The 25,477-nt window shown below is 40.9% G+C and carries 21 protein-coding genes and 2 pseudogenes; 21 read left to right on the forward strand and 2 right to left on the reverse strand.

The features are described 5' to 3' along the window. The 3 genes from phnW (at position 1) to polA (ending at position 4,602) form a co-directional block, all read left to right on the forward strand. A complete protein-coding gene (gene phnW, locus HZR21_RS00500) occupies positions 1–1,107 on the forward strand; it encodes a 2-aminoethylphosphonate--pyruvate transaminase (protein WP_180745489.1) in 1,107 nt (368 codons plus the stop codon). A 4-nt stretch (positions 1,108–1,111) separates the two neighbouring features. Continuing rightward, positions 1,112–1,888, forward strand: a complete 777-nt coding sequence (gene phnX, locus HZR21_RS00505) for a phosphonoacetaldehyde hydrolase (protein WP_180745490.1) — start codon at positions 1,112–1,114, stop codon at positions 1,886–1,888. Between the two features lie 98 nt (positions 1,889–1,986). After that, on the forward strand, positions 1,987–4,602 hold the full coding sequence (polA, locus tag HZR21_RS00510) for a DNA polymerase I (protein ID WP_180745492.1): 2,616 nt from the start codon (positions 1,987–1,989) through the stop codon (positions 4,600–4,602). Positions 4,603–4,686: 84 nt separating this feature from the next. Here the strand turns inward: polA and HZR21_RS00515 are convergent, their stop codons facing one another. Further along, positions 4,687–5,376, reverse strand: coding sequence for a DUF1129 family protein (locus HZR21_RS00515; protein WP_180745494.1), 690 nt, complete (start codon positions 5,374–5,376; stop codon positions 4,687–4,689). Positions 5,377–5,583: 207 nt separating this feature from the next. On the opposite strand from HZR21_RS00515, the gene rpmB reads away from it, so the two are divergent. The 10 genes and pseudogenes from rpmB (at position 5,584) to mutS (ending at position 17,991) form a co-directional block, all read left to right on the forward strand. Further along, positions 5,584–5,772 carry a 50S ribosomal protein L28 gene (gene rpmB, locus HZR21_RS00520; RefSeq protein ID WP_003140443.1) on the forward strand — a complete coding sequence of 63 codons (189 nt, stop codon included), beginning with the start codon at positions 5,584–5,586 and terminating at the stop codon, positions 5,770–5,772. A 291-nt stretch (positions 5,773–6,063) separates the two neighbouring features. Further along, positions 6,064–6,426, forward strand: coding sequence for an Asp23/Gls24 family envelope stress response protein (locus HZR21_RS00525; protein ID WP_003140442.1), 363 nt, complete (start codon positions 6,064–6,066; stop codon positions 6,424–6,426). 1 nt (position 6,427) lies between these two features. Continuing rightward, on the forward strand, positions 6,428–8,110 hold the full coding sequence (locus HZR21_RS00530; protein ID WP_180745496.1) for a DAK2 domain-containing protein: 1,683 nt from the start codon (positions 6,428–6,430) through the stop codon (positions 8,108–8,110). Positions 8,111–8,388: 278 nt separating this feature from the next. After that, entirely contained in the window at positions 8,389–10,395 is a 2,007-nt protein-coding gene (locus tag HZR21_RS00535) for a 4-alpha-glucanotransferase (RefSeq protein WP_180745498.1), read from the forward strand. 187 nt (positions 10,396–10,582) lie between these two features. After that, positions 10,583–11,941 (forward strand): annotated as a pseudogene (locus HZR21_RS00540) (FAD-dependent oxidoreductase). A 206-nt stretch (positions 11,942–12,147) separates the two neighbouring features. Then, positions 12,148–12,609, forward strand: coding sequence for a hypothetical protein (locus HZR21_RS00545; RefSeq protein ID WP_180745500.1), 462 nt, complete (start codon positions 12,148–12,150; stop codon positions 12,607–12,609). Between the two features lie 246 nt (positions 12,610–12,855). Continuing rightward, positions 12,856–14,547, forward strand: coding sequence for an arginine--tRNA ligase (gene argS, locus HZR21_RS00550; RefSeq protein WP_180745501.1), 1,692 nt, complete (start codon positions 12,856–12,858; stop codon positions 14,545–14,547). Positions 14,548–14,605: 58 nt separating this feature from the next. Further along, complete coding sequence (gene argR / locus HZR21_RS00555; protein ID WP_003140432.1) at positions 14,606–15,082, forward strand: arginine repressor; 477 nt, start codon at positions 14,606–14,608, stop codon at positions 15,080–15,082. Then, the gene (locus HZR21_RS00560; RefSeq protein ID WP_180745503.1) at positions 15,063–15,440 is read left to right on the forward strand and encodes a YlbF family regulator; all 378 of its coding nucleotides are present in this window, start codon (positions 15,063–15,065) and stop codon (positions 15,438–15,440) included. The genes argR and HZR21_RS00560 overlap by 20 nt, the downstream gene beginning before the upstream one ends. 34 nt (positions 15,441–15,474) lie before the next feature. Beyond that, positions 15,475–17,991, forward strand: a complete 2,517-nt coding sequence (mutS, locus tag HZR21_RS00565; RefSeq protein ID WP_180745844.1) for a DNA mismatch repair protein MutS — start codon at positions 15,475–15,477, stop codon at positions 17,989–17,991. A gap of 60 nt (positions 17,992–18,051) precedes the next feature. On the opposite strand, the gene HZR21_RS00570 is transcribed toward mutS, so the two are convergent. Beyond that, complete coding sequence (locus HZR21_RS00570) at positions 18,052–18,549, reverse strand: P-loop NTPase family protein (protein WP_180745509.1); 498 nt, start codon at positions 18,547–18,549, stop codon at positions 18,052–18,054. A gap of 260 nt (positions 18,550–18,809) precedes the next feature. Between HZR21_RS00570 and HZR21_RS00575 the strand changes: the two genes are divergently transcribed. The 8 genes and pseudogenes from HZR21_RS00575 (at position 18,810) to HZR21_RS00610 (ending at position 25,378) form a co-directional block, all read left to right on the forward strand. Then, the gene (locus HZR21_RS00575; RefSeq protein ID WP_180745846.1) at positions 18,810–19,130 is read left to right on the forward strand and encodes an ArsR/SmtB family transcription factor; all 321 of its coding nucleotides are present in this window, start codon (positions 18,810–18,812) and stop codon (positions 19,128–19,130) included. Next, complete coding sequence (locus tag HZR21_RS00580; RefSeq protein ID WP_180745511.1) at positions 19,127–19,819, forward strand: type 1 glutamine amidotransferase domain-containing protein; 693 nt, start codon at positions 19,127–19,129, stop codon at positions 19,817–19,819. The genes HZR21_RS00575 and HZR21_RS00580 overlap by 4 nt, the downstream gene beginning before the upstream one ends. After that, a pseudogene (locus HZR21_RS00585) lies at positions 19,804–20,726 on the forward strand (NAD-dependent epimerase/dehydratase family protein). The gene HZR21_RS00580 and the pseudogene HZR21_RS00585 overlap by 16 nt, the downstream one beginning before the upstream one ends. 52 nt (positions 20,727–20,778) lie before the next feature. Next, on the forward strand, positions 20,779–22,710 hold the full coding sequence (gene mutL, locus HZR21_RS00590) for a DNA mismatch repair endonuclease MutL (protein WP_180745513.1): 1,932 nt from the start codon (positions 20,779–20,781) through the stop codon (positions 22,708–22,710). A gap of 126 nt (positions 22,711–22,836) precedes the next feature. Then, positions 22,837–23,418, forward strand: coding sequence for a Holliday junction branch migration protein RuvA (gene ruvA, locus HZR21_RS00595; RefSeq protein ID WP_180745515.1), 582 nt, complete (start codon positions 22,837–22,839; stop codon positions 23,416–23,418). 147 nt (positions 23,419–23,565) lie between these two features. Further along, complete coding sequence (gene ruvB, locus HZR21_RS00600; protein ID WP_180745517.1) at positions 23,566–24,585, forward strand: Holliday junction branch migration DNA helicase RuvB; 1,020 nt, start codon at positions 23,566–23,568, stop codon at positions 24,583–24,585. A 3-nt stretch (positions 24,586–24,588) separates the two neighbouring features. Further along, a complete protein-coding gene (locus HZR21_RS00605) occupies positions 24,589–24,903 on the forward strand; it encodes a rhodanese-like domain-containing protein (RefSeq protein WP_003140413.1) in 315 nt (104 codons plus the stop codon). 112 nt (positions 24,904–25,015) lie between these two features. After that, positions 25,016–25,378, forward strand: a complete 363-nt coding sequence (locus HZR21_RS00610; RefSeq protein ID WP_040526482.1) for a MerR family transcriptional regulator — start codon at positions 25,016–25,018, stop codon at positions 25,376–25,378. Positions 25,379–25,477 lie beyond the last annotated feature (99 nt).

Here is a 25,477-nt window from a genome sequence, read left to right on the forward strand (position 1 = left end):
ATGACGACGATCAATTATAAATTGTTAACACCAGGGCCGCTCACAACAACAGACTCAGTTAAAGCGGCTATGCTAGTAGATCATTGTACGTGGGATGATGATTATAAAGTGATTACGAAACGTCTGATTAAAAAGTTACTGCAGTTGGCAAATGTATCGGAAGAAACATACACAGCAGTTTTGATGCAAGGGTCGGGTACATTTGGTGTTGAGAGTGTGTTGACAAGTTCAGTCGGACAGTTAGACCGTCTCCTGATTTTAACAAATGGTGTCTATGGGTTAAGAATGGCAGAAATTGCCCAATACGCACGTCTTCCCTATGATGTTTTAGAATTTCCATATAACGCAGTGCCAGATGCGCAAGTTGTGGCGGAATTTTTGGATACTCATCCCGGTATCACGCATCTTGCCATGGTACATTGTGAAACGACAACAGGTATTTTAAATGATATTCAAGCCATTAGCCAAGTTGCTAAAGCGCGTCAATTAACCTTTATCGTTGATGCCATGAGTAGTTTTGGTGGCATCCCGATTGATGTGGCCGACTTAAACATTGATTTCTTGATTTCCAGTGCCAATAAATGTATTCAAGGGGTACCAGGATTTTCGTTTATTATTGCTAAAAAAGAGGCTATGTTAGCAACAAAAGGCAAAGCAATCTCCTTATCTTTGGATCTTTATGATCAGTGGGAAACCATGTCAAAGGATGGTAAATGGCGTTTTACAAGTCCAACGCATGTTGTCATCGCTTTTGAACAAGCGCTGCAAGAATTAGAAAAAGAAGGCGGGGTGAAGGCGAGATATGCACGATATCAAGCTAATATGACGCAACTGGTGTCGCTTTTTAAAGCAAATGGTTTAGTTGCCTATATTTCTGAAGCAAGACAATCACCAATTATTGCAACTTTTCAACTGCCGAGTTATGAGATTGATTTTAATGAGATGTATGAGTTTGTTAAGTCGCAAGGTTATGCCATTTATCCAGGTAAGCTCCTTGATTTGAACACCTTTAGAGTTGGGGTGATTGGTGAGATTTATCAGGCGGACATTGAGCGCGTATCAGGTATTTTTGATGCCTACTTGACGAATAAGAAAATTGAAAGGTGATAAGATGATTGAAGCAGTGATTTTTGATTGGGCAGGTACAACGGTTGATTATGGGTGCTTTGCTCCCGTACAAGCTTTTATCGAAACGTTTGAAAATGAAGGGATTGAGGTGTCTTTTGATGAAGTTCGTCAGCCAATGGGCGCTTTGAAACGAGATCATATTAGAGCCTTACTAGAAATGCCACGAATTACGAACTTGTTTGAGAATGTGCACCATAGAGCTTTTACTGAGCAAGATATTGATGCCATGTTGGCAGTTTTTACTGATAAATTAATGGCAGAAATTTCCAGTCATACGCTATTAAAACCTGATGTTTTAGAAACGGTTGCTTATTTAAGAGACAAGGATATAAAGATTGGCACAACAACTGGTTATACAGCAGAAATGCTTGAACCAGTGGCGCAGGCAGCAAAAACTCAAGGCTATGAACCGGATCTTTTGATGACACCGGATGATGTCCAAAACATAGGACGCCCTGCTCCTGATATGATCAATAAAAATTTAGAACGGCTAGCTATCCAAAACCGTCAAACAGTTATTAAAGTCGGAGACACTGTATCTGATATCCTAGAAGGAAAGAATGCCAATGTTTTGTCTGTTGGTGTGATTGAGGGGAGCTCGGTCATGGGGCTAAATGAGTCAGAATATACTCAGTTATCAGGAGAGCAAAGGCAGTCAGAAATAGACCGTGTGCGACAAGTATTTGAAACAGCTGGAGCCGATGCAGTCATTTTGAATTTAAGTGAATTAGTACATTTAATTGAAAAGATGAATCAATAGCTTGTGTCTAGCATTTCAAAGTGATGTGTTTTGTTATAAAAATAAAGTAAACGCTCGTCATCAATCTGATGCGCGTTTTTTTATGTTAAAATAGAACCATGACAACTACAGAAAAAAAACTACTATTAATAGACGGCTCATCCATTGCTTTTCGGGCCTTTTTTGCGCTTTACACGCAGATTGACCGCTTTGTTGCGCCGTCTGGTTTACACACCAATGCGATTTTTGCCTTCCATACTATGTTACGTAATGTTTTGGATTCAGTCCAACCCACACACGTACTCGTTGCTTTTGATGCAGGCAAAACTACCTTTCGGACGGAAATGTACGCTGACTATAAAGGTGGGCGTGCGAAGACGCCCGATGAGTTCAGAGAGCAGCTACCATTTATCAAAGAAATGTTAGAGGCGCAAGGTATCAAGCATTATGAGCTAGCAAACTATGAGGCAGATGATATTATCGGTACCTTGGCGACGCAGGCGGAAAATGGTGGATTTGATGCGATAACGGTTGTTTCAGGCGATCGAGATTTGACCCAGCTGACCACAGACAAAACGACGGTGGAAATCACGATTAAGGGTGTGGCTGAACTTGAAACCTACACACCGGCTTACCTGAAAGAAAAATTAGGCTTAACGACTGCGCAATTTATCGACTTGAAAGCCCTTATGGGTGATAAATCCGATAATATCCCTGGCGTGACCAAAATTGGTGAAAAAACTGGCATTAAATTACTGTTAGAATACGGCTCCCTCCAAGGTATCTATGATCATGTCGACGGCATGAAAACCTCTAAAATGAAAGAAAATCTGATCAATGATCGTGAACAAGCTTTCTTATCAAAGGAACTCGCGACGATTGATTTGGACTCACCGATTGAGATTCAACTTGACGATACGATTTTCCAAGGCGCTGACTATGACAGACTCAAAAAATTCTATCAAGAGATGGGCTTTCAGAAGTTTCTGGAAGACCTTGAAGGTGTGACAGAAAAGGTAATTGAAGAACTGGACTTTACAGTCGTTGAAGATGCAGTGACGCCTGAGATGTTTCATGAGGATCAATTCTTCTATCTGGAAATTCTAGGCGAAGATTATCAGCGTGAACCGATTATCGGCTTTGCTTGGGGTGATGACAAGACGATTTATGTCTCAAAAAACGTCGATCTGCTCAAAGATCTCCGTTTTCCTAAGAACACCTTTGACTTCAAGAAAAATAAGGTCTTACTAGGTCGCCATGGTATTGACTATCCGCTCGTTACATTTGATACCATGCTTGCTAAATACCTCTATTCGACGATTGAAAATAATAAAATATCAACAATCGCAGATTTATTTGGTCTGAATTTGCCAGATGATGATGTGGTCTATGGTAAGGGCGCCAAGCGTGCGGTGCCATTTGACGATGTCCTGTATGATCATCTCGCTCGAAAAGTAGATGTCCTCGTCAAAACGAAAGCAGTCTTGCTTGGTAAGCTACGGGAAAACGATCAAGAAAAACTCCTATCAGATATGGAGTTACCACTTGCTAATGTCCTCGCTAAAATGGAAATAGCAGGTATTAAAGTATCTGGTGGTGTCCTAAGTGAAATCGGTCTTGAAAATGAAAAAGTCATCGCAGATTTAACAGCAGAAATTTATGAACTTGCTGGTGAGACCTTTAATATCAATTCACCGAAACAACTAGGTGTCATTCTATTTGAAAAAATGCAGCTACCGGTCATTAAGAAAACCAAAACAGGTTATTCAACGGCTGTTGATGTTTTGGAACAGTTAGCACCGCAAGCGCCAATCGTTGATAAGATTTTGAAATACCGTCAAATTTCTAAAATCCAGTCAACCTATGTCACGGGTTTACTCGGTGAGATTATGGCTGACGGTAAGATTCATACGCGTTATATTCAAGATTTAACACAGACGGGTCGTCTGTCAAGTGTGCAGCCTAACCTCCAAAATATTCCAGTTCGTCTGGCTGAAGGCCGTAAGATTCGCAAGGCTTTCTTACCTGAAAAATCAGATTCAGTCCTATTATCAAGTGATTACTCACAGATTGAATTGCGGGTTCTTGCTCACATTTCAGGGGATGAACATTTGATTGCAGCCTTTAACGACGGTGCTGATATCCATACGGCGACGGCTATGCGCGTGTTCGGTATTGATAAACCAGAAGATGTCACGCCTAATGACCGTCGTAACGCCAAAGCCGTTAACTTCGGTGTTGTCTATGGCATTTCTGATTTCGGTTTGTCTAATAATTTGGGGATTACTAGAAAAGCTGCCAAAACATACATTGACACGTATTTTGAGCGGTATCCTGATATTAAAAAATATATGGAAGATATTGTTAGAAGTGCTAAGGATAAAGGATATGTCGAAACCCTTTATCATAGAAGACGTAATCTACCAGAGATTAATGCCAGGAATTTTTCAGTGCGTTCGTTTGCAGAGCGGACAGCCATTAATAGCCCAATCCAAGGTTCAGCAGCAGACATTTTGAAAGTTGCCATGATTAACCTTGATCGTGCTTTAATGGAAGGTGGCTATCAAACCAAAATGTTACTACAAGTTCACGATGAAATCGTCTTGGATGTCCCACATGATGAGTTAGACACAATCAAAAAATTAGTCAAAACTACCATGGAAGACGCGATTGAGCTTAAAGTACCGCTATTAGTTGATGAAAATAGTGGCAAGACATGGTATGAAGCGAAATAAAATAAAAAATCAGGCCAATGAGGTCTGATTTTTTTGAATCTGTAACTAAAAAAGTCTTTCCCAATTTGGGAAAGACTTTAAAGACTAGGAGTTCGCTGAGTTTTGAGTTGGTTGGGTAGACATTGATGACTTGATGTGATATTTACGCTTGAGGAAGTAGCGGAGTGCAAGCGCAAGTGCCCCGATTATTGCTGTAATATACCCAGCAGGTGAAATGTTGAATTCTCTTGGAATTAACATGGTTAAAGTAAAGACGAGAACCCACCCTAGAAAGGCAAGTGTTAAAGCACCAAAAGTTTTGAAGGTTGTTTTTTTCTGACCTTCACTTTGGGGTTTATAGATGAGTCGGAACATGAGATACATAACTAAACCAGCAGCAAAGCTCATCGTTACAAGCGTAATTAAACCATAAGTTGTCGCTTTTTTACTGAAGACAGCCATAACTCCGTTCACGACAGCTAGGATGCCTAGCATTAGCAATGAGCTATCTAACCACATGAGGACAGGTGTTTCGTTGTCATTTTGGTTTGTCGCCGCTTGACTTGATTTAGCACCAGCTACCGCAGGAGCATATTGGGCTGTGAATTCAGAGGGAGTCCCTAAGATATCTTTAGCCAGTACACGTTGGTCCTGAGCCTCAACGATTTTTGGCAGAATATCGGATAAAATGGCCTTGATTTCGTCATCAGACTTACCGATTTTGACAAGCTCTCGTGTTACCACATGAATGTATTCGCTATTTTTAGCTGTTAATTGTTCAATATAATTTTCCATATTCTTATTTTAACAGAAAATGACTGATTTTACATTAAAATTTTGAAAATGGTATCGCTATCAGAGATGGTGAAAGTAAATGAGGTAAGAGCTGACAGGCTTGAAAAAATAAATCATTAATTTCACTTGCTTTTAAGTCAAAACATGGTATAATATTCTAGTATGTTATGAATTTGACTAACAAAAAAAATCGAGGAGAAATATATCATGGCTAAAGTATGTTACTTTACAGGTCGTAAGACTTCATCAGCTAACAACCGTTCACACGCAATGAACAAAACGAAAAAACAAGTTAAACCAAACTTGCAAAAAATTAAAATCGTTGAAAATGGTAAAGTGAAATCAGTATGGGCCTCAGCTCGTGCACTTAAAAACCTTTCAGTTGAACGCGTTTAAGACGTGTGTTTGATCAAATGAAGAACAAAAGAAAAGCTTTTGCGTTAATTTGAGTCTACGATACGTTGGGCCAAATGATTCAAAAGCTCTTTGTTTGGTTAGAACTATTTTGCCGTGAAAAGACTTCACGGTTTTTTTATTAGCCGGATTGTGATAAAATGAGGGAAAAGGTGTTGATTGGTATGAATTAGCGAGCAAACATCGTTAGTAAATATCAAGACACAAAGTATGCCTAGTCGAAAGATTTAGGTCCACTCATAACAAGCTAGATTGTAAAGCGAGGAAAAAATTATGGCTGTGACAATTAATACAAAAAATGGGACAGTTGACATCGAAAATGATGTGATTGCAACGATTGTTGGCGCATCGACAACAGAAATTTTTGGTGTGGTCGGTATGACAAGCAAAAATGCTGTGAAAGATAATTTTAAGACACTTTTGCGTCAAGAAAACTACGCCAAGGGTGTTGTAATTTCAGCTAATGACAACGGTGTTGACGTTGATATTTATGTGATTGTTTCATTTGGCGTTAAAATTTCTGAAGTCGCTAAAAATGTGCAAGAACGAGTTAAATTTAATTTAGAAAACCAACTGGGCATTACAGCGAATTCAGTTAATGTTTTCGTACAAAATGTGAAAGTGGTGGCTGAATAAGATGACAAATACAATCAATGCAAGTCTGTTTCAGGAGATGATCCAAGCAGCGAGCACGCGTTTAAATAACCAAGCAGAGTATGTCAACTCGCTTAATGTATTCCCTGTACCCGATGGTGATACAGGAACAAATATGGGCATGACGATTACCAATGGTGCCAAAGCAGTCTCTGATAATCATGCAGAGACTGTCGGTGAAGTTGCGGCTATCTTGTCTAAAGGCTTGCTCATGGGTGCACGTGGGAACTCTGGTGTTATCTTATCACAGATTTTCCGTGGGTTTGGTCAAGCTATCAAGGAAGCGGATGTTTTTACCGCTGAAAATTTAGCCAAAGCCTTCCAGAGTGGTGTCGAGGTTGCTTATAAAGCGGTTATGAAGCCTGTTGAAGGGACGATTTTAACCGTTTCTCGTGGTGCTGCAGCATTTGCTGGCAAAAAAGCATCAAACTCTGATGATGCGGTTGAAGTTTTGAAAGCAGCGCTCGAAGGGGCAAAAGTTGCCTTGGCTAAAACGCCAGATATGTTGCCAGTACTGAAGGAAGTCGGTGTTGTCGATTCTGGTGGTCAAGGTTTGGTCTATATCTTAGAGGGCTTTGTCGCAGCGGCTACGGGCGAGTATTTGACGTCTGAAGAATTTCAAGCGACACCTGCTGTCATGGATGAGATGGTCAATGCTGAGCATCACAAGTCAGTTGCAGGTCATGTTGCGACGGAAGATATTAAGTTTGGCTACTGTACTGAAATCATGGTGGGTATCGGCCAAGGGCCAACTGTGACTAAATCTTTTGATTATGATGAGTTCCGTAATTACTTAAATGAAATCGGGGATTCATTGCTTGTCGTTAATGATGATGAGATTGTCAAAGTCCATGTTCATACAGAGGATCCTGGTATTGTGATGCAAGAAGGTCTGAAATATGGTGCTCTTGTTAAGGTTAAAGTTGACAATATGCGCGAGCAACATGATGCGCAAGTCATCAAGGAAGCAACTAATGCTGCACCTAAAGCATCAGCTGAGCCTAAAGAATTTGCAGTGATTGCGATTGCTGCTGGTGATGGTCTAGCTAAAATCTTTAAGGATATGGGCGCTGACTACGTTATTTCAGGTGGTCAAACGATGAATCCGTCAACTGAAGATATTGTTAAAGCAATTGAGTCAGTTAATGCACGCAATGTGATTATCTTACCTAATAATAAAAACATCTTCATGGCTGCCCAGTCGGCTGCTGATGTCGTAGATGTGCCTGCGAAGGTTGTTGAATCTAAGACTGTGTCACAAGGTTTGACAGCGCTACTAGCTTTCGAAACAAGTAAAACATTAGAAGAGAATGCTGCTGATATGACTGATAATCTCTCAGAAGTTATCAGTGGTCAAGTGACGAATGCTGTTAGAGATACCTCTATTGATGGCCTTGAAATTCACGAAAATGACTGGCTCGGCATGATTGACAATAAAATCGTCGTATCAGACAAAGATATGCATGGTGTCTTGACAGATACTTTTGATAAAATGTTAGCCAGCAACGAAGATGCAGAAATTATCAGTATTTACATCGGTGCTGACGGTAAACGTCAAATGGTTGAGACTCTGTCAGAAGAACTTGAAGACAAATATCCAGATGTTGAAGTCGAAATTTTTGAAGGTGGACAACCTGTTTATCCTTACCTTTTCTCTGTTGAATAAGACAATATTACTAAATCAAGAACCGTCGTGAGGCGGTTTTTTGTTATTCTAAAGAAAAAGAGTCATAAATTTGTCAAAATGAGGGATTATATACCTTTCTAAATAACAAATACAATACAAAAATGTGAAAACGGTTACATTTTGTGCTATAATTGTCTTAATAGGTTAGGACAGGATAGCTGATAAAATAAAAAAACTCAAGTATTCAGATGCGCGCTAATAAAAATGGCGTCGTTTAAATCTGCACTGAATAGCTTGATGATAAAGGAGAAATCATTATGGTCACAATAAATTATAGACTTGAGCCACATACAAGTATTCCCTATCATACAGGTGTAGCTATCCCCGTCTTTTCGTTACGCAGTGAGCAGTCGTTTGGCGTCGGTGATTTTTCGGATTTGAAAAGTTTTGCAGATTTTGTGGCTAAATCAGGTATGGATTTGATTCAGATTTTGCCAATTAATGATACAACGACTTTTATGGACTGGCGAGATAGCTATCCATATCGGGCAATTTCAGTTTTTGCGCTACACCCTATTTATCTTGATATGTCTGTTTTTCGTGAGGTTTTGACAGATTCAGAAAAAGCCGACTTTGATGCCCAACAAAAATCACTCAACGGACTAGAAACTGTAGATTACGAGGCAGTATTAGCTGCCAAATGGCATTATATTAAGATAGGCTATGAAAAACTGAGTAAAAACATTTTCTCCAGTATGGCATTTCTAGATTTCTTCGCTCAAAATCGAAACTGGCTTGAACCTTACGCGGCTTTTTGCTATCTTAGAGACTTACATCACACATCTGACTATTCACAATGGGGAGAATTTGCCAAGTTTTCTAAAGATAAACTCAAAAAACTATCAACATCTGGCCTCAATCTCCATTATTTCGTCCAATTTTTACTGCACCAACAGCTTAAATCTGCCTCAGATTATGCACATGCACTTGGGGTTGGCCTTAAAGGGGATATCGCCATTGGTATCGCTCATGACTCAGCGGATGCTTGGTCTGATGAAAGTTTGTATAATATGGATTTGCAAACTGGTGCGCCGCCGGATGCTTTTTCAGAAACCGGTCAAAACTGGGGATTTCCAACCTATAATTGGGATAAAATGGCAGAAACAAATTTTGCATGGTGGCAACAACGCTTAACCGTCATGCGAGAGTACTTTGATGCCTACCGCTTGGACCATATTCTAGGTTTCTTCCGAATTTGGGAAATCCCTAATCACAGTGTCAGAGCGCTACTCGGACAGTTTTCTCCTGCCCTTGGCCTAACCGTCGATGAAATCGAAAACACCTATCAAATACCCTTCAATAGTTGGGGTGGTGATGATCGATTTACCCAACCCTTTATTAGAGATTGGGTCGTGCGTGAACTCGCAGGTACCTACAACGATAAAATCTTTGCCGAGTTTTTAGAACCTCGTGGTAATGGTAATTATAGATTTAAAGCCTGCTATAACACGCAGAAAAAAATAGCAGCACAAGTCTCAGATGAGCAGTTGAGAGATATCTTATTTACCCTACAAGAAAATGTTTTATTCCTAGCAGATCACCGAACACCAGGTCTTTATCATCCGCGAATCAAATTCATGGATACCTTGAGTTTTCGTGAATTTGGTGATGAGCAAGTCAAACAAAATTTGATGAGGCTGCATAACGATTATTTCTATACCCGTCATAATGATTTTTGGAAAGAAAAAGCCTATCAAAAATTACCAGTCATTAAGAATGCGACAGATATGTTATCGTGTGGTGAAGATTTAGGCATGGTACCTGACAATGTGCCAGACGTCATGTGGCACTTGCAAATATTAAGACTGATGATTGAGCGGATGCCATCAGATAGTGCTCACATTGTCAATAATCTAGACTGGGCGCCCTATTTGTCCGTTGTGTCCACCTCATCACACGACACGTCAACGCTACGCCAATGGTGGAAAGAAGACCCGGCTTTCACCCAAAAATATTACAATGATGTCATGCATTGGTGGGGAAATGCACCAGGATTTATGACACAAGAAATTGCGACTGAAATTATTCAGCGCCACATGAATTCTGATGCCATGTTAGCTGTTTTTCCGTTACAGGATTTACTTGCCATGACCTCACACTGCTTAGGAGATGAAAGTTTGGAGCGGATTAATCAACCGGAAATTCCTTTTCATTACTGGCGGTATCGCAATCACTTATCAAATGAAACATTACTTGCCGATGATGAAATCACTTCAAAAATCAAAGGATTGATTGCGATAACACGACGACATATCGGTAGATAAACTTTTTGAAATTTATAAACAAATTAATAGAAAAAAGGCTTTCATTCTTGTATCCTAAAGATGGAAAGCTTTTTCTATTGGCTGAATTTTAAAAAAAAAAAGTTGATAGTATTGTCTGATACAGATTCAGTGCGCACGGTTGCGGACTATGCAAGAGTCAAGTATCTATATAAAAAAGGAGAACAACATGAAAGTCATTATTATTGGCGCAAGTCACTGTGGACACCAATCAGCATTGGAACTTTTGGACAAGCATCCGGATGCTGATGTGACGATTTATGAAAAAGGGGATTTCGTCTCTTTCTTGTCATGTGGGATGCAACTATTTTTAGAAGACAAAGTCTCAGGTGTTGACGATGTTCGTAACTTTAAACCAGAAGACATCGAAAAGCGTGGCGGTAAAGTCAAATCACAACATGAAGTTTTGAGTTTTGATGCTGATAAAAAATAAGTGACGATTAAAAACTTAGTAACTGGTGACGTTTTTAACGAAACTTATGATAAACTGATTCTTTCATCTGGCGTGACACCAGCAGCCTTGCCAGTACCAGGTGCGGATAAAGAAAACATTTTCTTCATGCGCGGCCGTGCTTGGGCACTTAAAATCAAAGAAAAAATGCAAGACCCTAAAGTCAAAAATGTCGCAGTCATTGGTTCAGGTTATATTGGTGTCGAAGGTGCAGAAGTTTTTGCCAAAGCAGGTAAAAAAGTGACAATCATTGACATGATTGACGACGTTCTCGGCAACTACCTAGATAAAGATTTAACAGATATCCTAGCCCCCGTTTTTGAGGCTAATGGTGTTGCTTTAGCACTAGGTGAAAGCATCACAGGATTTGCAGGTGGGGATGTCGTCACTGGCGTTGAGACAAAGACTGGTACCATTGATGCGGACCTTGTCATTGTTGCAGCAGGTGTCACACCAAACACAGAATGGCTCAAAGGACTAGTTGACCTAGAACCACGTGGTCAAATCAAAGTGGATGAGTACTTGCGGACATCAGCAAAAGACGTCTACGCTGTCGGAGATGCTATTTTACCGCTTAATATTGCAAGTCAACAACATGCGCCTGTTGCTTTGGCATCAACAGCCCGTCGTGAGGCGCGTTATGTTGTTCGTAATATTGAATCAGACACACCGACAGAGAAATTCCGTGGTGTGTTGGGCACAAGTGCCCTCTCAGTCTTTGGTTATAAATTTGCGATGACAGGTCTGAATGATTTTTCAGCAGCTCGTTCAGGCGTACCCGTGACAGGCAGTTTCTTCAAAGACACCTTGCGCCCAAGTTTTGTTAAAAACGACGGCAATACAGACGTCTATGTCAAATTAAATTACGACAAAGAAACACATAAAATCCTTGGTGGACAAGTCATGTCTACCTATGATGTAACAGCACAAATTAATGCTTTAGCCTTAGCCATTACAACTGGCTTAACTTTAGAAGACCTAGCAGAAGCAGATTTCTTCTTCCAACCAGGTTTTGACCGTCAATGGTCACTCTTAAACTTAGCAGCACAAGCAGCTTTGGGTGAGACTAAGTTTTAAGTAAGCAGATGAAAAACAACTCTGACCGAATTGAGGTCAGAGTTGTTTTATTTTGCTCATATTGCAAGTATCAGTACAAATAGCATATAGAAAAAAGATGTTTGAAAATAAAGTAGCATAATCTATTAAATTGAGATAAAATGAAACTATTGACGAACATCTGTTTTGGCAGATGATTAACAGAAAGTTTGGTATGGAATATAGACATGGATAGTTTCATTTTAGGTTTACAAACAATTGGCGCCTGGTTGCTTTTCGGAGCACCCTTATTACAAGCAGCAACCGAACTTTACGAAGAAGTAAAAGGGTGGGAGGCTATCAAAAATAAGCATGAATCATCTAAAAGAAAAGATATCGGTAAAATCCAGTTTTGGTGGTGGTTATTGCCACCTCTCAAAATTTATTTGGAAAAACGAAGAATCCAAAAAATCCAAAAGACCTATTCGGATATCAAATTATCAGACGAAACACGTGAAAGCTTACATAAGTATGCTTTAAAAGTCAATGGCTGGAGCGGTGTCACAATAGGTGGCTGGTTAGCTGCCATTGGCACGACCTGGCAGTTAGTCGGTAATTTTGAACTAGGACCTGAAATTTGGTTAGGACTTGTTATCTTCTTCAGTTATGTCAGCATCCTAATTACGATAAAACTATTGATTAAAAAATAAACTCGATCCTTAGTACGTCTGATAATTTGGGCCAAATAGCCAAATGATTAGGCGCTTTATTATGGGCAAATAGTGATATGAATTAAAACGATAATTTATTTAGTTTTATAAATGAGCTGATGATTAATATTTAAAAATAGTATCAATCGCGACAAGTCGTGTTGACGTCATATTTTGTAACCTATAACAGGTAAAAATATGGTAAAATATAGTTAAATACTCTATTTTAAGGACTTGATTATAATTATGAATGATAAACAATTAGTATCCCAAGCGCTTGCAGCTGTTTTGGATAATGCTTTAAGTATCGATGATATCAGCAACTTGCTTGAAACACCTAAAAAATCTGAAATGGGAGACTTAGCTTTCCCTGCTTTTTCATTGGCGAAAACTTTACGCAAAGCACCTCAGATGATTGCGGCTGATATTGCAGAGAAAATCTCATCAGATGGCTTTGAGAAAGTCGTTGCAACTGGTCCTTATGTCAATTTTTTCCTAGATAAATCAGCAACAGCAACAGCTGTCTTATCAGAAATTTTATCAGAAGGTACAGCTTATGCGACTTTAGAGCAAACTGGCGAGAATGTTGCCATTGATATGTCGTCACCCAACATTGCCAAACCTTTCTCAATCGGTCATTTACGCTCAACTGTGATTGGGGATGCCTTGGCTAAGATTTATCAAAAAATAGGCTACAATCCAGTCAAGATCAACCATTTGGGCGACTGGGGCAAGCAGTTTGGCATGCTCATCGTGGCTTATAAAAAATACGGCAACGAGGCAGCTATCCGTCAAAATCCGATTTCAGAATTACTTAAGCTCTACGTACAAATCAATGCTGAGGCAGCAGATGATCCGACAGTTGATATTGAGGCGCGTGATTGGTTCCTTAAACTTGAAAATGGAGATGCGGAAGCCTTGGCATTGTGGCAATGGTTCCGTGATGAATCTTTAGTTGAGTTCGATCGCATCTATACGGAATTAGGTGTTGAATTTGACAGCATGAACGGTGAAGCCTTTTATAATGACAAGATGGATGAAATCATCGACATCTTGTCTGAAAAAGGCTTGCTAACAGAATCTGAAGGCGCAACTGTTGTTGAGCTTGAAGGTTTTGAAAACCCAGCTTTAATCAAAAAATCAGATGGTGCAACGCTTTATATCACTCGTGATTTGGCTGCCGCCCTTTACCGCAAACGGACTTATAAATTCGCTAAATCACTCTATGTTGTCGGTCAAGAACAGTCTGGTCATTTCAAACAGCTCAAAGCAGTTCTTAAGAAAATGGACTATGACTGGTCGGATGACATCTATCACGTGCCATTTGGCTTGGTCACAAAAGAAGGTAAGAAATTGTCAACGCGTAAAGGCAATGTCATCTTACTAGAACCAACGCTACATGAAGCAGTCAAACGCGCTCAAGCGCAAATTGATGCGAAAAATCCTGATCTTCCTAATAAAGGCGCAGTTGCCCACGCTGTTGGTGTTGGTGCCATTAAATTCTACGATTTGAAAAACGAGCGCCTTAACGGCTATGACTTCAACTTAGAGGAAATGGTCTCATTTGAAGGTGAAACTGGTCCTTACGTCCAATATGCGCATGCGCGGATTCAATCAATTTTGCGCAAGGCTGACTTCCAACCGGATGCGGTGGTAGGCAAAACCCTTGCCCTAACAGATGATGAAAGCTGGGAAATCATCAAGTTATTGCAAGCATTCCCTGACATTATCGCAAGAGCAGCACGGACTTTCGAGCCATCAGCCATTGCCAAATACGCCATTAATCTTGCGCAAGCCTTCAACAAGTACTATGCCCACACGCGGATTTTGGATGAGAATGCGGAGAAGGACGCGCGTCTCGCTTTGGCTTACGCCACAGGTATCGTCTTGAAAGAAAGTCTCAGACTCTTAGGGGTTGATGCGCCTGAAGAAATGTAAATTCTTCGCGATAGAAAAGGTAAAAGCATAATGATTCAGCTTATGCTATAATAAGATTATGAAGAAATTAGAACGTCAAAAGATTATTCGACAGTTAATCCAAAATCATAAAATAGAAACGCAAGAAGAACTCTCGCAACGTCTTTTAGAAAAAGGGATTACAACGACTCAAGCGACTTTATCACGAGATATTCGTGAGCTTGGGATTATTAAAAATCGTTATGAAGAAGGCAGTTTTTATACCGTTTTTGACTATGAAGGTGAACTTGAAAATACTGGTTTGATTCGTACGGCTATGAGCTTAATGGATACCATGTCAGCTTATGCTATCAGTGTGAGTCGTGCCATGTTCATCATTGTCGTTCGCACTGGTTTAGGAGAGGCGGACTTGGTCGCAGATGCCATTGACACGTCGAATCGTTCAGAAGTTTTAGGAACGATTGCTGGTGCAGATACCTTGCTCATCACTTGTCAAGATGAGGCCAGTGCTGCAAACTTTGAAAGAGACATACAAAATGCCATCCAACCACATTGATGACCCAACCGCCGATTATGAGCAAGCTCTTGCGGCATTACTAACACAAGTTTCGCAGCACCCAACAATTCTTGCTTTTCAAGCGGCTGAAAAACGTTTGAAAGCGACTAAAGAGTTGTATGCGCTTGAAGTTGAGATGAAAGATCTAGCTAAACAAGCTGTCTTGTTTAAAAAAATCGACAAAGTCAAGGCTTATCAAGAGACCATGGCGCGTTCAAAAGTGATTGAGTCAGAGCTCAATGATACGCCCTTGATTGTGGATTACCGCCGCAAGTTGGTTGCCGCAAATGATCTCTTACAACATCTGTTACAAAGATTAGAATCACAAATTAACGAGGAACTTTATCGTGACAACTAAAGCATCACAAAAAACTGAGAAAATCTCACCGGGCATGCAGCAGTATCTGGATATTAAGCAAAATTATCCAGATGCTTTTTTGCTATTTCGGATGGGAGATTTTTATGAACTCTTTTATGACGACGCTGTTAAAGCAGCGCAAATTTTAGAGCTTACCTTAACCTCTCGCAATAAAAACTCAGTCAATCCAATACCAATGGCAGGTGTACCGCACCATAGTGTTCAGCAGTACATTGATATTCTGATTGATTTGGGCTACAAAGTCGCCATTGCTGAGCAGATGGAAGACCCTAAAAAAGCTGTCGGCGTGGTCAAACGCGATGTCGTGCAGGTTGTGACACCAGGGACTGCCGTGGATGCCCTCAACACTGGCAAGGAAAATAATTTCCTTGTTGCAATTGATAGAACTCAAACAAGTTACGCCCTCAGTTACTTGGATTTGGCAACAGGGGAGTTCTTTGTGACATCCCTATCTGATTTTGATGCCGTAGTAGATGAAATCTCTGCCCTTAAAGCACGGGAAGTGGTTGTTGGCTATGATTTGTCATCTGAGGAGGTGCAACGCCAAATCCTTGAAACTCAGCTTAACGTCCTTGTCTCACAAGATTTAATAGGCTTTGACAATGCCGACTTGATTGACTATAGTTTATCTGACCTAGAAATTTCAGTGGCTTCAAAACTTTTGAATTATGTCATGACAACGCAGAAACGTCATCTGACGCATTTGCAGGCGGTCCAACATTATGAAATCAAAGATTTCTTGCTCATGGATGCTGCTAGTAAGAAAAGTCTAGACTTACTTCAAAATGCACGGACGGGTAAAAAACACGGCAGCCTATACTGGTTGCTGGATGAAACCAAGACGGCTATGGGGACTCGGATGCTGCGGTTCTGGATTGATAGGCCCTTGGTTAGCGTCTCAGCTATTCAAAAGCGTCAAACTATCATTCAGACTTTTTTGGACCACTTTTTTGAGCGCTCTGACTTGACGGAAACGCTCAAAGGGGTTTATGATATTGAGCGCTTAGCCTCGCGTGTTTCCTTTGGTAAAGCAAATCCGAAAGACTTATTGCAACTGGCTAACACGTTGTCGAATGTTCCAGCGATTAAGGGTGTATTGACAGAGATGAAGGCTGATGTTTTGACTCAGCTCATTGAGCAATTGGACCCGATGCCTGACTTGCTTGAACTGATTACATCTGCTATTGACCCTAACGCCTCAGCTACAATTACTGAAGGTAACATCATCAAAAATGGCTTTAATACAACTTTAGATGAGTATCGTATGATTATGCGAGATGGCACGACTTGGATTGCGGAACTTGAGGCCAAAGAGCGTGAAAACTCTGGAATTAATAATCTCAAAATTGATTATAATAAAAAAGATGGCTACTATTTCCATGTAACCAATTCAAATCGTGAGCAAGTGCCTGACCATTTCTTTCGGAAGGCAACGCTGAAAAATTCTGAGCGCTATGGTACTGAAGCCTTATCACGATTAGAAAGTCAGATGCTAGATGCACGGGAAAACTCTGCTAGTTTAGAGTATGACCTATTTTTACAGGTTCGTGATCAGACAGAAACTTTCATTGCACGCATCCAGAAATTGGCAAAAACAATCGCTGAAATAGATGTGCTACAATCCCTAGCCGTTGTCGCCGAAAACAACCATTATATCCAGCCAGGCATCATTAAAAATGGGCAAGAAATTCAGATTATCAATGGTCGCCATGCGGTTGTTGAAAAAGTGATGGGTGCTCAGGAATATGTGCCAAATTCGATTGAATTTGATGCAGAAACGATGATTCAACTGATTACTGGACCCAATATGTCAGGTAAATCGACCTATATGCGAGAGCTTGCTTTGACCGTTGTCATGACGCAGATTGGCAGCTTTATTCCAGCAGAACAGGTCCAATTACCGATTTTTGATGCCATTTTCACCCGAATCGGGGCGGCGGATGATTTGATTAGTGGCCAGTCGACCTTCATGGTTGAGATGATGGAGGCCAATCACGCCATTCGTCGTGCGACGAAAAATTCGCTGATTCTATTTGACGAACTCGGTCGTGGCACTGCGACTTATGACGGGATTGCGCTGGCTCAGGCTATTGTCGAGTACATTCATGAGCATGTCGGCGCTAAAACCTTGTTTGCGACACATTATCATGAACTTGTCACGCTTGAAAATAGCCTGCAGCATTTGAAGAATGTGCACGTCGCGACGCTCGAAGCTGATGGTGAGGTGACCTTCCTCCATAAAATAGAGTCGGGACCAGCCGATAAATCTTACGGTATCCATGTGGCGAAGATTGCTGGTCTGCCTAGCCCACTATTGAAACGTGCTAAGGTGATTTTGTCAGAATTAGAAACAGATACACCGAAATTGCAGACTAAGACGGTCGTTCAAGAAATGCCAACTGAGTTGCAGCAACTTGATTTGTTTGCTGGGACAGATGAGTTGGCAGAGGCTGTCCGAAATCTTGATATCATGAATCTAACACCGATGGAAGCCATGAACCAGCTTTATGAGTTGAAGAAGTTGGTGTGAGATAATTGATATAGTGGCTAACCAAAAATAGTGTAGAAATTCGTTTTTTGAATTTCTACACTATTTTATTTTGATCGTATTGATATAATTCTGGATATCTATCCTATTGCGGAGGGTGATTGTTTTTGACAAAAAAGGTTGAATGAGCGTCTTAGGACTTGTATTTGTCCATTTTAGCATCTTGAGTAGCATAGATAGTGTTGGCTTATAGTTTGACTTTTCAAGCCCAACTCTCTGTTTCAGCCACCTGAAAATGACACGTTTATAGAGTTGGTAAACTGGAAAATCAAGAAACAGGATGTGATCTACTTCGTGTAACCCCTTGGTAAACTGAGGGCGGCCAACATCTTCAATGATGTAACGGTCTTGCTGTAAAATATGGGCAAAAAGTTGTGCTTGTTCTGTGACAGAGCGCTTGGTATTACCTGTTGGTGATTGGGCATCGGGTAGATGGACGACATTGTCTAATGAATAGTAAGGGACATCCAATCTGTCCGATAGTGTTTTGGCTAAAGTGGTCTTACCACTAGCAACAGCACCGATGATATAGATTTTCATGTTTAGCTCAACAAGCCTTTCGTTTTCTAAGATGAATTCAGAACAATAAAATATAGCAACTTTTCAATAGCTTATTTTATCATATTTTGTAGTGCGTTATTCATCTCAATAGGCTTATCTTTTATGCAGAACTTCAGTTTACTTTATAAAAATTCAGAAAAATAAGTCGTATCTTTTGCGTCACATCACAAAACATGGTTTAATGGTTTAAAAATATAAACGAACAAAAGAAGGGAGAAAAAGTGAACAAGTATTATCATATGAAAAAAGAGCTAACAGACGTGAGCGATTTTCTCATCGCATTAGGGGATGAGAAAAGGCAGGCCATCATTATCAGGTTACTGGAGGAGGAGACGTGTCAGGGAATACAAGTAGGAGAAATGATTGAAGCGACTGGTTTATCGCGTCCAGCAATTTCACACCATTTAAAAATATTGAGACAAGCTAAAATTGTGGCTTATCGTTCAGAAGGCACCAAGAATTTTTATTATCTGAATCACGACACCGCCGAAATTTCGAAATTACAACACTTCTTAACCCAAGTCACAACGATAATGACACAAGAAAGTAGAAACGCATGATAAAAGTATTGATAGTAGAAACAAATGTCAGCCGCTACCAAGGCACAAATGAAGCAACAGGATTGTGGTTAGGTGAGAGTGCAGAGTTTGTAGAGGAACTTCAAAAGCAAGGTATTGCTTATGATTTTGTCAGTCCAAAAGGTGGCTTAGTCCCGCTTGACCCACGAAGCATGGCATATATGGATGCGTCAATCTGGAAAATCTATGAAAGTCAGGATTTCTTAGACAGAGGACTCAGAAATACCTTAAAACCAGATCAAATCAACCCTGCCGATTATTCTGCTATCTACTTTACCGGTGGGCATGGCGTGATGTGGGATTTTCCAGAAAACGCAGAGATCCAAGCCATTGCTCGCTCGATTTACAAGGCTGGAGGTTATCTAACCTCTGTCTGCCACGGCATTGCAGGTCTACTGAACCTTAAAGATGAGCAAGGCCATTATCTCATTGCAGGCAAAAAGATAACAGGCTTTACAACATCAGAAGAAATCATTGCGGGCAAGAAAAAAGTCGTCCCTTTCTTAAATCGAACCTTAGCAACAGCACACGGTGCTAACTTCCAGAAAAAACGATTTTACAAATCCTACGCACTACAGGATGGCCAGTTCATCACAGGTCAAAACCCATTTTCAGTCCGTGCCGTCGCTAAATTACTCATAGAGGAGTTGAACGCATGCAAACCATCCTAGGCAGCAACGGTCAGATTGGCCAAGAAATGGCGAAAGCCTTACATCAAACCTACACAAAAGATATCCGCTTGGTCAGTCGTAAACCCATACGGGTCAATGCTACTGATGAGCTAGTATCAGCTGACTTACTGAAGTACGAAGAGGCGAACAAGGCCATCGCCGGCAGTGATATCGTCTACTTGACAGCTGGATTGCCCATGGATTCAAAGCTGTGGGAAGCACAATTTCCATTAATGATGGCCAATGTCATCAAAGCCTGTCAAATGAACCAAAGTAAACTTGTATTCTTTGATAACACCTATATGTATGCCAAAACAGCAGCAATTCAAGATGAAAATAGCCCATTTGAACCTGTAGGCAGGAAATCAGCAGTACGTGCCCAATTGGCAGAAATGGTCTTGCAAGCAATGGCAACAAGTGACTTACAGGCGCTTATCTGTCGCGCACCTGAATTTTATGGACCTGGAAAAACACAGAGTATCACCAACACCATGATCTTTAACCCAATAAAAAACAAAAAAAGCATTAAAGTGCCAGTCAGTGCGTCAACGCTGAGAACCTTGATTTGGACACCAGATGCTAGTCGTGCTATGGCCTTGCTTGGTAATAGGAAAGCGCCTATGGTCAAACCTGGCATCTTCCCTGTGAGGATAGCTTAACCTATCAAGAGATGATCGCCCTAGCACAGTCTATAACAGGCGAAAAGCTGGAGTATTCAGTCATTAAGCTGTGGCAATTCAAATTAGGTAGCTATGTCAATCATAACCTAAAAGAACTTCAAGAACTATTGCCACGCTATCAGGTTGACAATCACTTCGGTTCTGATAAATTTAAAGCAGCCTTTCCAGAATTTACGATCACACCGATTGATTCTGGTATCCGACAAATTTTAGGTGAGGCTGATTAAAGACATTGTCTATGGTATCAAGCAGCAAATAGATTTGTGATATAATAAACCTATGACAAAACAGGAAAAACATCAAAAAATCATCGAATTAGATGATAATTTAGCCAATAAAATCGCAGCGGGTGAAGTGATTGAACGACCGGCTAGTGTGGTGAAAGAATTACTAGAAAATGCCATTGATGCCAAGTCAACACAAATCACAGTCAAGATTGAAGAGTCTGGCCTTAAGTCAATTGAAATCATTGATAATGGTGAAGGAATTGCCCACGATGAAGTGGCGCTTGCCCTCAAGCGTCATGCCACAAGTAAAATCAAAGATGTCGATGACCTCTTTCGTATTCGGACGCTTGGGTTTAGGGGTGAGGCTTTGCCTTCTATCGCTAGTGTTAGTGAGCTAACGATTAATACATCAGTAGCTGATAATGGAGATGAAAGTGGGACTTTGCTTGTCGCTAAAGGTGGCGAGATCATCCAAAATAGTCCAGCACCCAAACGCGTCGGAACACGGATAAAAGTTGAAAATCTCTTCTATAATACACCCGCCCGCCTCAAATACATCAAGAGTTTGCAAGCGGAGCTTGGGCATATCACGGACATCATCAATCGCCTGAGCCTTGCGCATCCTGAGGTGGCTTTTACGCTGATTAATGATGGTCGTGAGATGATGAAGACGGCTGGAACGGGCGACTTGAAGCAAGCATTGGCTGGTGTTTACGGCATTTCGACTGCCAAAAAAATGATCGCGATTTCGGCGCAAGACCTGGACTTTGATGTGACGGGCTATGTCAGCCTACCTGAGCTGACCCGCGCCAATCGAAATTACATCACCGTTTTGCTCAATGGTCGCTACATCAAAAACTTTTTGATCAACCGCGCAATTGTCGATGGCTACGGCTCGAAACTCATGGTGGGGCGCTTTCCGATTGCGGTCATCGACATTAAAATTGATCCATTTTTGGCAGATGTCAATGTCCACCCAACCAAGCAAGAAGTCAGAATCTCAAAAGAGCGCGAGTTAATGGGCTTGATTTCTCAAGCCATTAGTCAGGCTTTTCAGCCACAAACCTTGATTCCAGATGCACTGGAGAATTTAACGAAGCAGACTAAGCCAGTCTTTCCAACACCAAAACACGAGCAGACACAGTTGCCTTTGCAAAACAAGTCCTTATATTATGATACGGAGCGCCAAGACTTCTACGTGAAAGAAAATGCAACGTTTGAAAAAGTGCCAGAAACGTTGTTGGATTTAGAAGAAGCTAATGTTAAAGCCATAGATGATAAGTCTGAGACTGAATCTGAGCCACCACGAGAGTTTGTAGTGACAGAATCGGTTGAGTTGCAATCTGATGAAGCGTCAAAGAGCAATCAAACTTTCCCAGAACTCGAGTTTTTAGCACAAATGCATGGCACTTATCTATTATGTCAGTCGCCAGAAGGTCTATATATCGTCGACCAGCATGCCGCACAAGAACGAGTGAAATATGAATATTACCGGGATAAAATCGGTCAAGTCAATTATGACCAGCAACAACTTTTAGCGCCGATTTTTATCAATCTCCCACAAAATGACTTGTTGACTGTTCTTGAGAAAAAAGACTTGCTCGCTGAAGCTGGTGTCTTCTTGGATGCCTATGGCGACAATCAGCTGATTTTACGGGAACATCCGATTTGGATGCAAGATGATGAGATTGAGTCTGCCACTTATGAATTGATTGATTTGTTATTGGACGGGCGTGAAGTTTCGGTTAAAAAATATCGAGAAGATTTGGCGATTATGATTGCTTGTAAAAGCTCGATTAAAGCCAATATGTATATAGATCCTGCCAGTGCGCGTGATTTATTGCAGCAATTGGCACATTGTGAGAATCCCTATAACTGTCCCCACGGCAGACCAGCCCTCGTCGCCTTTTCAAATACCGACCTTGAAAAAATGTTCAGACGCATTCAACAAACACACAAAGGCGGTTGGAATACCCAGTTTTAAAAATCAGCACGAACTCCAAGTTATCCTAAATAAACTTAGGGCCTACGAACTTGCGAGTTGGTAGACTCACAAAATCTCTTGGAACATCCGATTTTAAACTCACCTCACTTAATATAGAAGGAAATTATGTACGAATATCTCAAAGGTACCCTCGTCAAAATCACGCCGACCTACATCGTGCTTGACGTCTCAGGCGTAGGCTATCTACTACATGTCGCAAATCCTTATAGCTTTTCAAACTTCGTGAATGCCGACATCAAAGTCTACGTCCACCAAGTCATTCGCGACGACGCCCACACCCTCTATGGCTTTATGGACGAAACAGAAAAACGCCTCTTTTTACAACTGATTTCCGTGTCAGGTATCGGCCCAAAATCAGCGCTCGCCATTATCGCAGCTGATGACAACATTGGTTTAGTCACTGCCATAGACAGTGGCGACATCAAGTACCTGACCAAATTCCCAGGTGTTGGCAAAAAAACTGCCAGTCAAATGGTCCTAGACCTTGAAGGGAAATTTGAGAATGTTACAACTGACGTTACAACATCACAAACAGTAGCAAGTACAGAGTTGGACGACGCTTTAGAAGCTTTAGTTGCCTTGGGTTATAAAGCAACTGAGCTCAAGAAAGTACAAAAAAAGCTCGAAGGCACACAAGACTCAACCGAAGGCTACATCAAAACCGCCCTCAAATTAATGATGAAATGACTAATCACAAGATTAGTTTTTTTATTTTTGTATGACAATTTAGAAGGAGTATCCGATTAGAAACCAATTAATATCTTCACAAGGATAACCCTTGTGATATAGCTAATCTTTAACGACTTAATCATTATTTTTTGATACAATAAAGATATGGAAAACGACAAATTAACATCAGGGGAGTTACAGGACTACGATCTGGAACAAGACGAGACATTAGTCGAACGGACCCTTAGACCACAATACCTAAATCAGTATATCGGTCAAGATAAAATCAAAGAACAACTAGATATTTTCATCAAGGCAGCCAAACTGCGTGAAGAATCATTGGACCATGTCTTACTTTTTGGCCCACCAGGTTTAGGTAAAACGACCATGGCATTCGTAATTGCAAATGAACTCGGCGTCAACATTAAACAGACCTCTGGACCTGCCATCGAAAAAGCTGGCGACCTAGTCGCAATTTTGAATGAGCTAGAAGCTGGCGACGTCCTCTTCATTGACGAAATCCACCGTCTGCCTATGTCTGTCGAGGAAGTACTTTACAGTGCCATGGAGGATTTCTATATTGACATCATGATTGGTGGCGCAGATGCCAGTCGTAGCGTTCATTTGGAGCTACCGCCCTTTACTTTGATTGGTGCAACAACGCGTGCAGGCATGCTCTCAAACCCTTTGCGGGCGCGTTTCGGGATCAATGCCCATATGGCTTATTACGATCTGGAAGATTTGACCGAAATCATCGAGCGTACCGCAGATATTTTTGAAGTTGACATCACAGGGGATGGCGCTTTTGAAATGGCCCGTCGGAGTCGTGGGACACCGCGTATCGCTAACCGCCTGCTCAAACGTGTCAGAGACTATGCGCAAATTAAGGGAACAGGTCTCATTGACGATGACATCACCCGCCAAGCCTTGACCATGTTAGATGTAGATGCCTCAGGACTTGATTATGTCGACCAAAAAATTCTTAAAACAATGATCGAGATGTACAATGGTGGTCCGGTCGGTCTAGGGACGCTCGCGGTTAATATATCGGAAGAACGCGAAACTCTGGAAGATATGTACGAGCCTTATTTGATACAGTCTGGCTTTTTGGTTCGGACCCGTCAAGGACGTTGTGCGACTGCCAAGGCCTATGCGCATTTTGGTTACGAGTATAAAGGAGACTGAGTGATGACCTTTAATCTGATACCATTAGAAAAATTTGAAAAACTTGATATTCCTAGATTAGATGTGTTGGATGTCCGCCCACGTGAGCAGTTTGAGAGCTTTCATATTCCGACAGCCATCAACATTCCGATTGATGATGTAGAGGACGGTAAGTTTGAGCTAGATCCAACTAAATCTTACTATGTCATCTGTCGCACGACTAATAAAGCCTACCGTGCCAGTCATATTTTTGAAGATGCCGGCTTTGATATACAAATGGTCGCACCCGGTATGATTGATTATCAAGGTGAAATTATCCGAAATAATGATGATTATTAAGCTATAAAAAGATTCAAAAGCGGTTAATCCGAGATGTGATTTTATCTCACATTAACCGTTGACTTTTCTGAAAAGTCTTTATATAATGAGAAGATAGAGGAGGTGTATGTTAGTGAAAGAACGTGAGCTACGACGGTCAATGGCAGTTTTTCCAATTGGCACGGTTATGCAGTTAACAGATCTGACAGCGCGTCAAATTCGTTACTACGAAGATCAAGGTTTGATTTTCCCAGCGAGAAATGAAGGTAATCGCCGAATGTATTCGCTAAACGATATGGATGTCCTACTAGAAATTAAGGACTACCTCAATGACGGCTTAAACATTGCGGGCATCAAGCGCGTTTATGAGCAAAGCAAGGAAGATTTGGATAAAGTCAAAAGTAAGTCCATTTCTGACGCTGAAGTACGCAAAATCTTAGAACAAGAAATCATGCAACAATCAAGATTTAATAAACCCAAATCAACGTTGCGCTAATCAGCATCAGCGATAAAAAAGAATGCGTGTTCAGCACGCTTTTCTTACATAATTAATAGCTGACTTGCTTGAAAAGTTAGCTTGAAGTTCAAATAAAGG

It is taken from the genome of Pseudolactococcus laudensis (assembly GCF_013449735.1).
Lineage (GTDB): Bacteria > Bacillota > Bacilli > Lactobacillales > Streptococcaceae > Pseudolactococcus > Pseudolactococcus laudensis.

What these genes read in the sequence shown, in the direction of transcription:
- phnW (WP_180745489.1), top strand. Translation starts at nt 1, where the DNA reads ATGACGACGATCAATTATAAATTGTTAACACCAGGGCCGCTCACAACA.
- phnX (WP_180745490.1), top strand. Translation starts at nt 1,112, where the DNA reads ATGATTGAAGCAGTGATTTTTGATTGGGCAGGTACAACGGTTGATTAT.
- polA (WP_180745492.1), top strand. Translation starts at nt 1,987, where the DNA reads ATGACAACTACAGAAAAAAAACTACTATTAATAGACGGCTCATCCATT.
- HZR21_RS00515 (WP_180745494.1), bottom strand. Translation starts at nt 5,376, where the DNA reads ATGGAAAATTATATTGAACAATTAACAGCTAAAAATAGCGAATACATT.
- rpmB (WP_003140443.1), top strand. Translation starts at nt 5,584, where the DNA reads ATGGCTAAAGTATGTTACTTTACAGGTCGTAAGACTTCATCAGCTAAC.
- HZR21_RS00525 (WP_003140442.1), top strand. Translation starts at nt 6,064, where the DNA reads ATGGCTGTGACAATTAATACAAAAAATGGGACAGTTGACATCGAAAAT.
- HZR21_RS00530 (WP_180745496.1), top strand. Translation starts at nt 6,428, where the DNA reads ATGACAAATACAATCAATGCAAGTCTGTTTCAGGAGATGATCCAAGCA.
- HZR21_RS00535 (WP_180745498.1), top strand. Translation starts at nt 8,389, where the DNA reads ATGGTCACAATAAATTATAGACTTGAGCCACATACAAGTATTCCCTAT.
- HZR21_RS00545 (WP_180745500.1), top strand. Translation starts at nt 12,148, where the DNA reads ATGGATAGTTTCATTTTAGGTTTACAAACAATTGGCGCCTGGTTGCTT.
- argS (WP_180745501.1), top strand. Translation starts at nt 12,856, where the DNA reads ATGAATGATAAACAATTAGTATCCCAAGCGCTTGCAGCTGTTTTGGAT.
- argR (WP_003140432.1), top strand. Translation starts at nt 14,606, where the DNA reads ATGAAGAAATTAGAACGTCAAAAGATTATTCGACAGTTAATCCAAAAT.
- HZR21_RS00560 (WP_180745503.1), top strand. Translation starts at nt 15,063, where the DNA reads ATGCCATCCAACCACATTGATGACCCAACCGCCGATTATGAGCAAGCT.
- mutS (WP_180745844.1), top strand. Translation starts at nt 15,475, where the DNA reads ATGCAGCAGTATCTGGATATTAAGCAAAATTATCCAGATGCTTTTTTG.
- HZR21_RS00570 (WP_180745509.1), bottom strand. Translation starts at nt 18,549, where the DNA reads ATGAAAATCTATATCATCGGTGCTGTTGCTAGTGGTAAGACCACTTTA.
- HZR21_RS00575 (WP_180745846.1), top strand. Translation starts at nt 18,810, where the DNA reads ATGAAAAAAGAGCTAACAGACGTGAGCGATTTTCTCATCGCATTAGGG.
- HZR21_RS00580 (WP_180745511.1), top strand. Translation starts at nt 19,127, where the DNA reads ATGATAAAAGTATTGATAGTAGAAACAAATGTCAGCCGCTACCAAGGC.
- mutL (WP_180745513.1), top strand. Translation starts at nt 20,779, where the DNA reads ATGACAAAACAGGAAAAACATCAAAAAATCATCGAATTAGATGATAAT.
- ruvA (WP_180745515.1), top strand. Translation starts at nt 22,837, where the DNA reads ATGTACGAATATCTCAAAGGTACCCTCGTCAAAATCACGCCGACCTAC.
- ruvB (WP_180745517.1), top strand. Translation starts at nt 23,566, where the DNA reads ATGGAAAACGACAAATTAACATCAGGGGAGTTACAGGACTACGATCTG.
- HZR21_RS00605 (WP_003140413.1), top strand. Translation starts at nt 24,589, where the DNA reads ATGACCTTTAATCTGATACCATTAGAAAAATTTGAAAAACTTGATATT.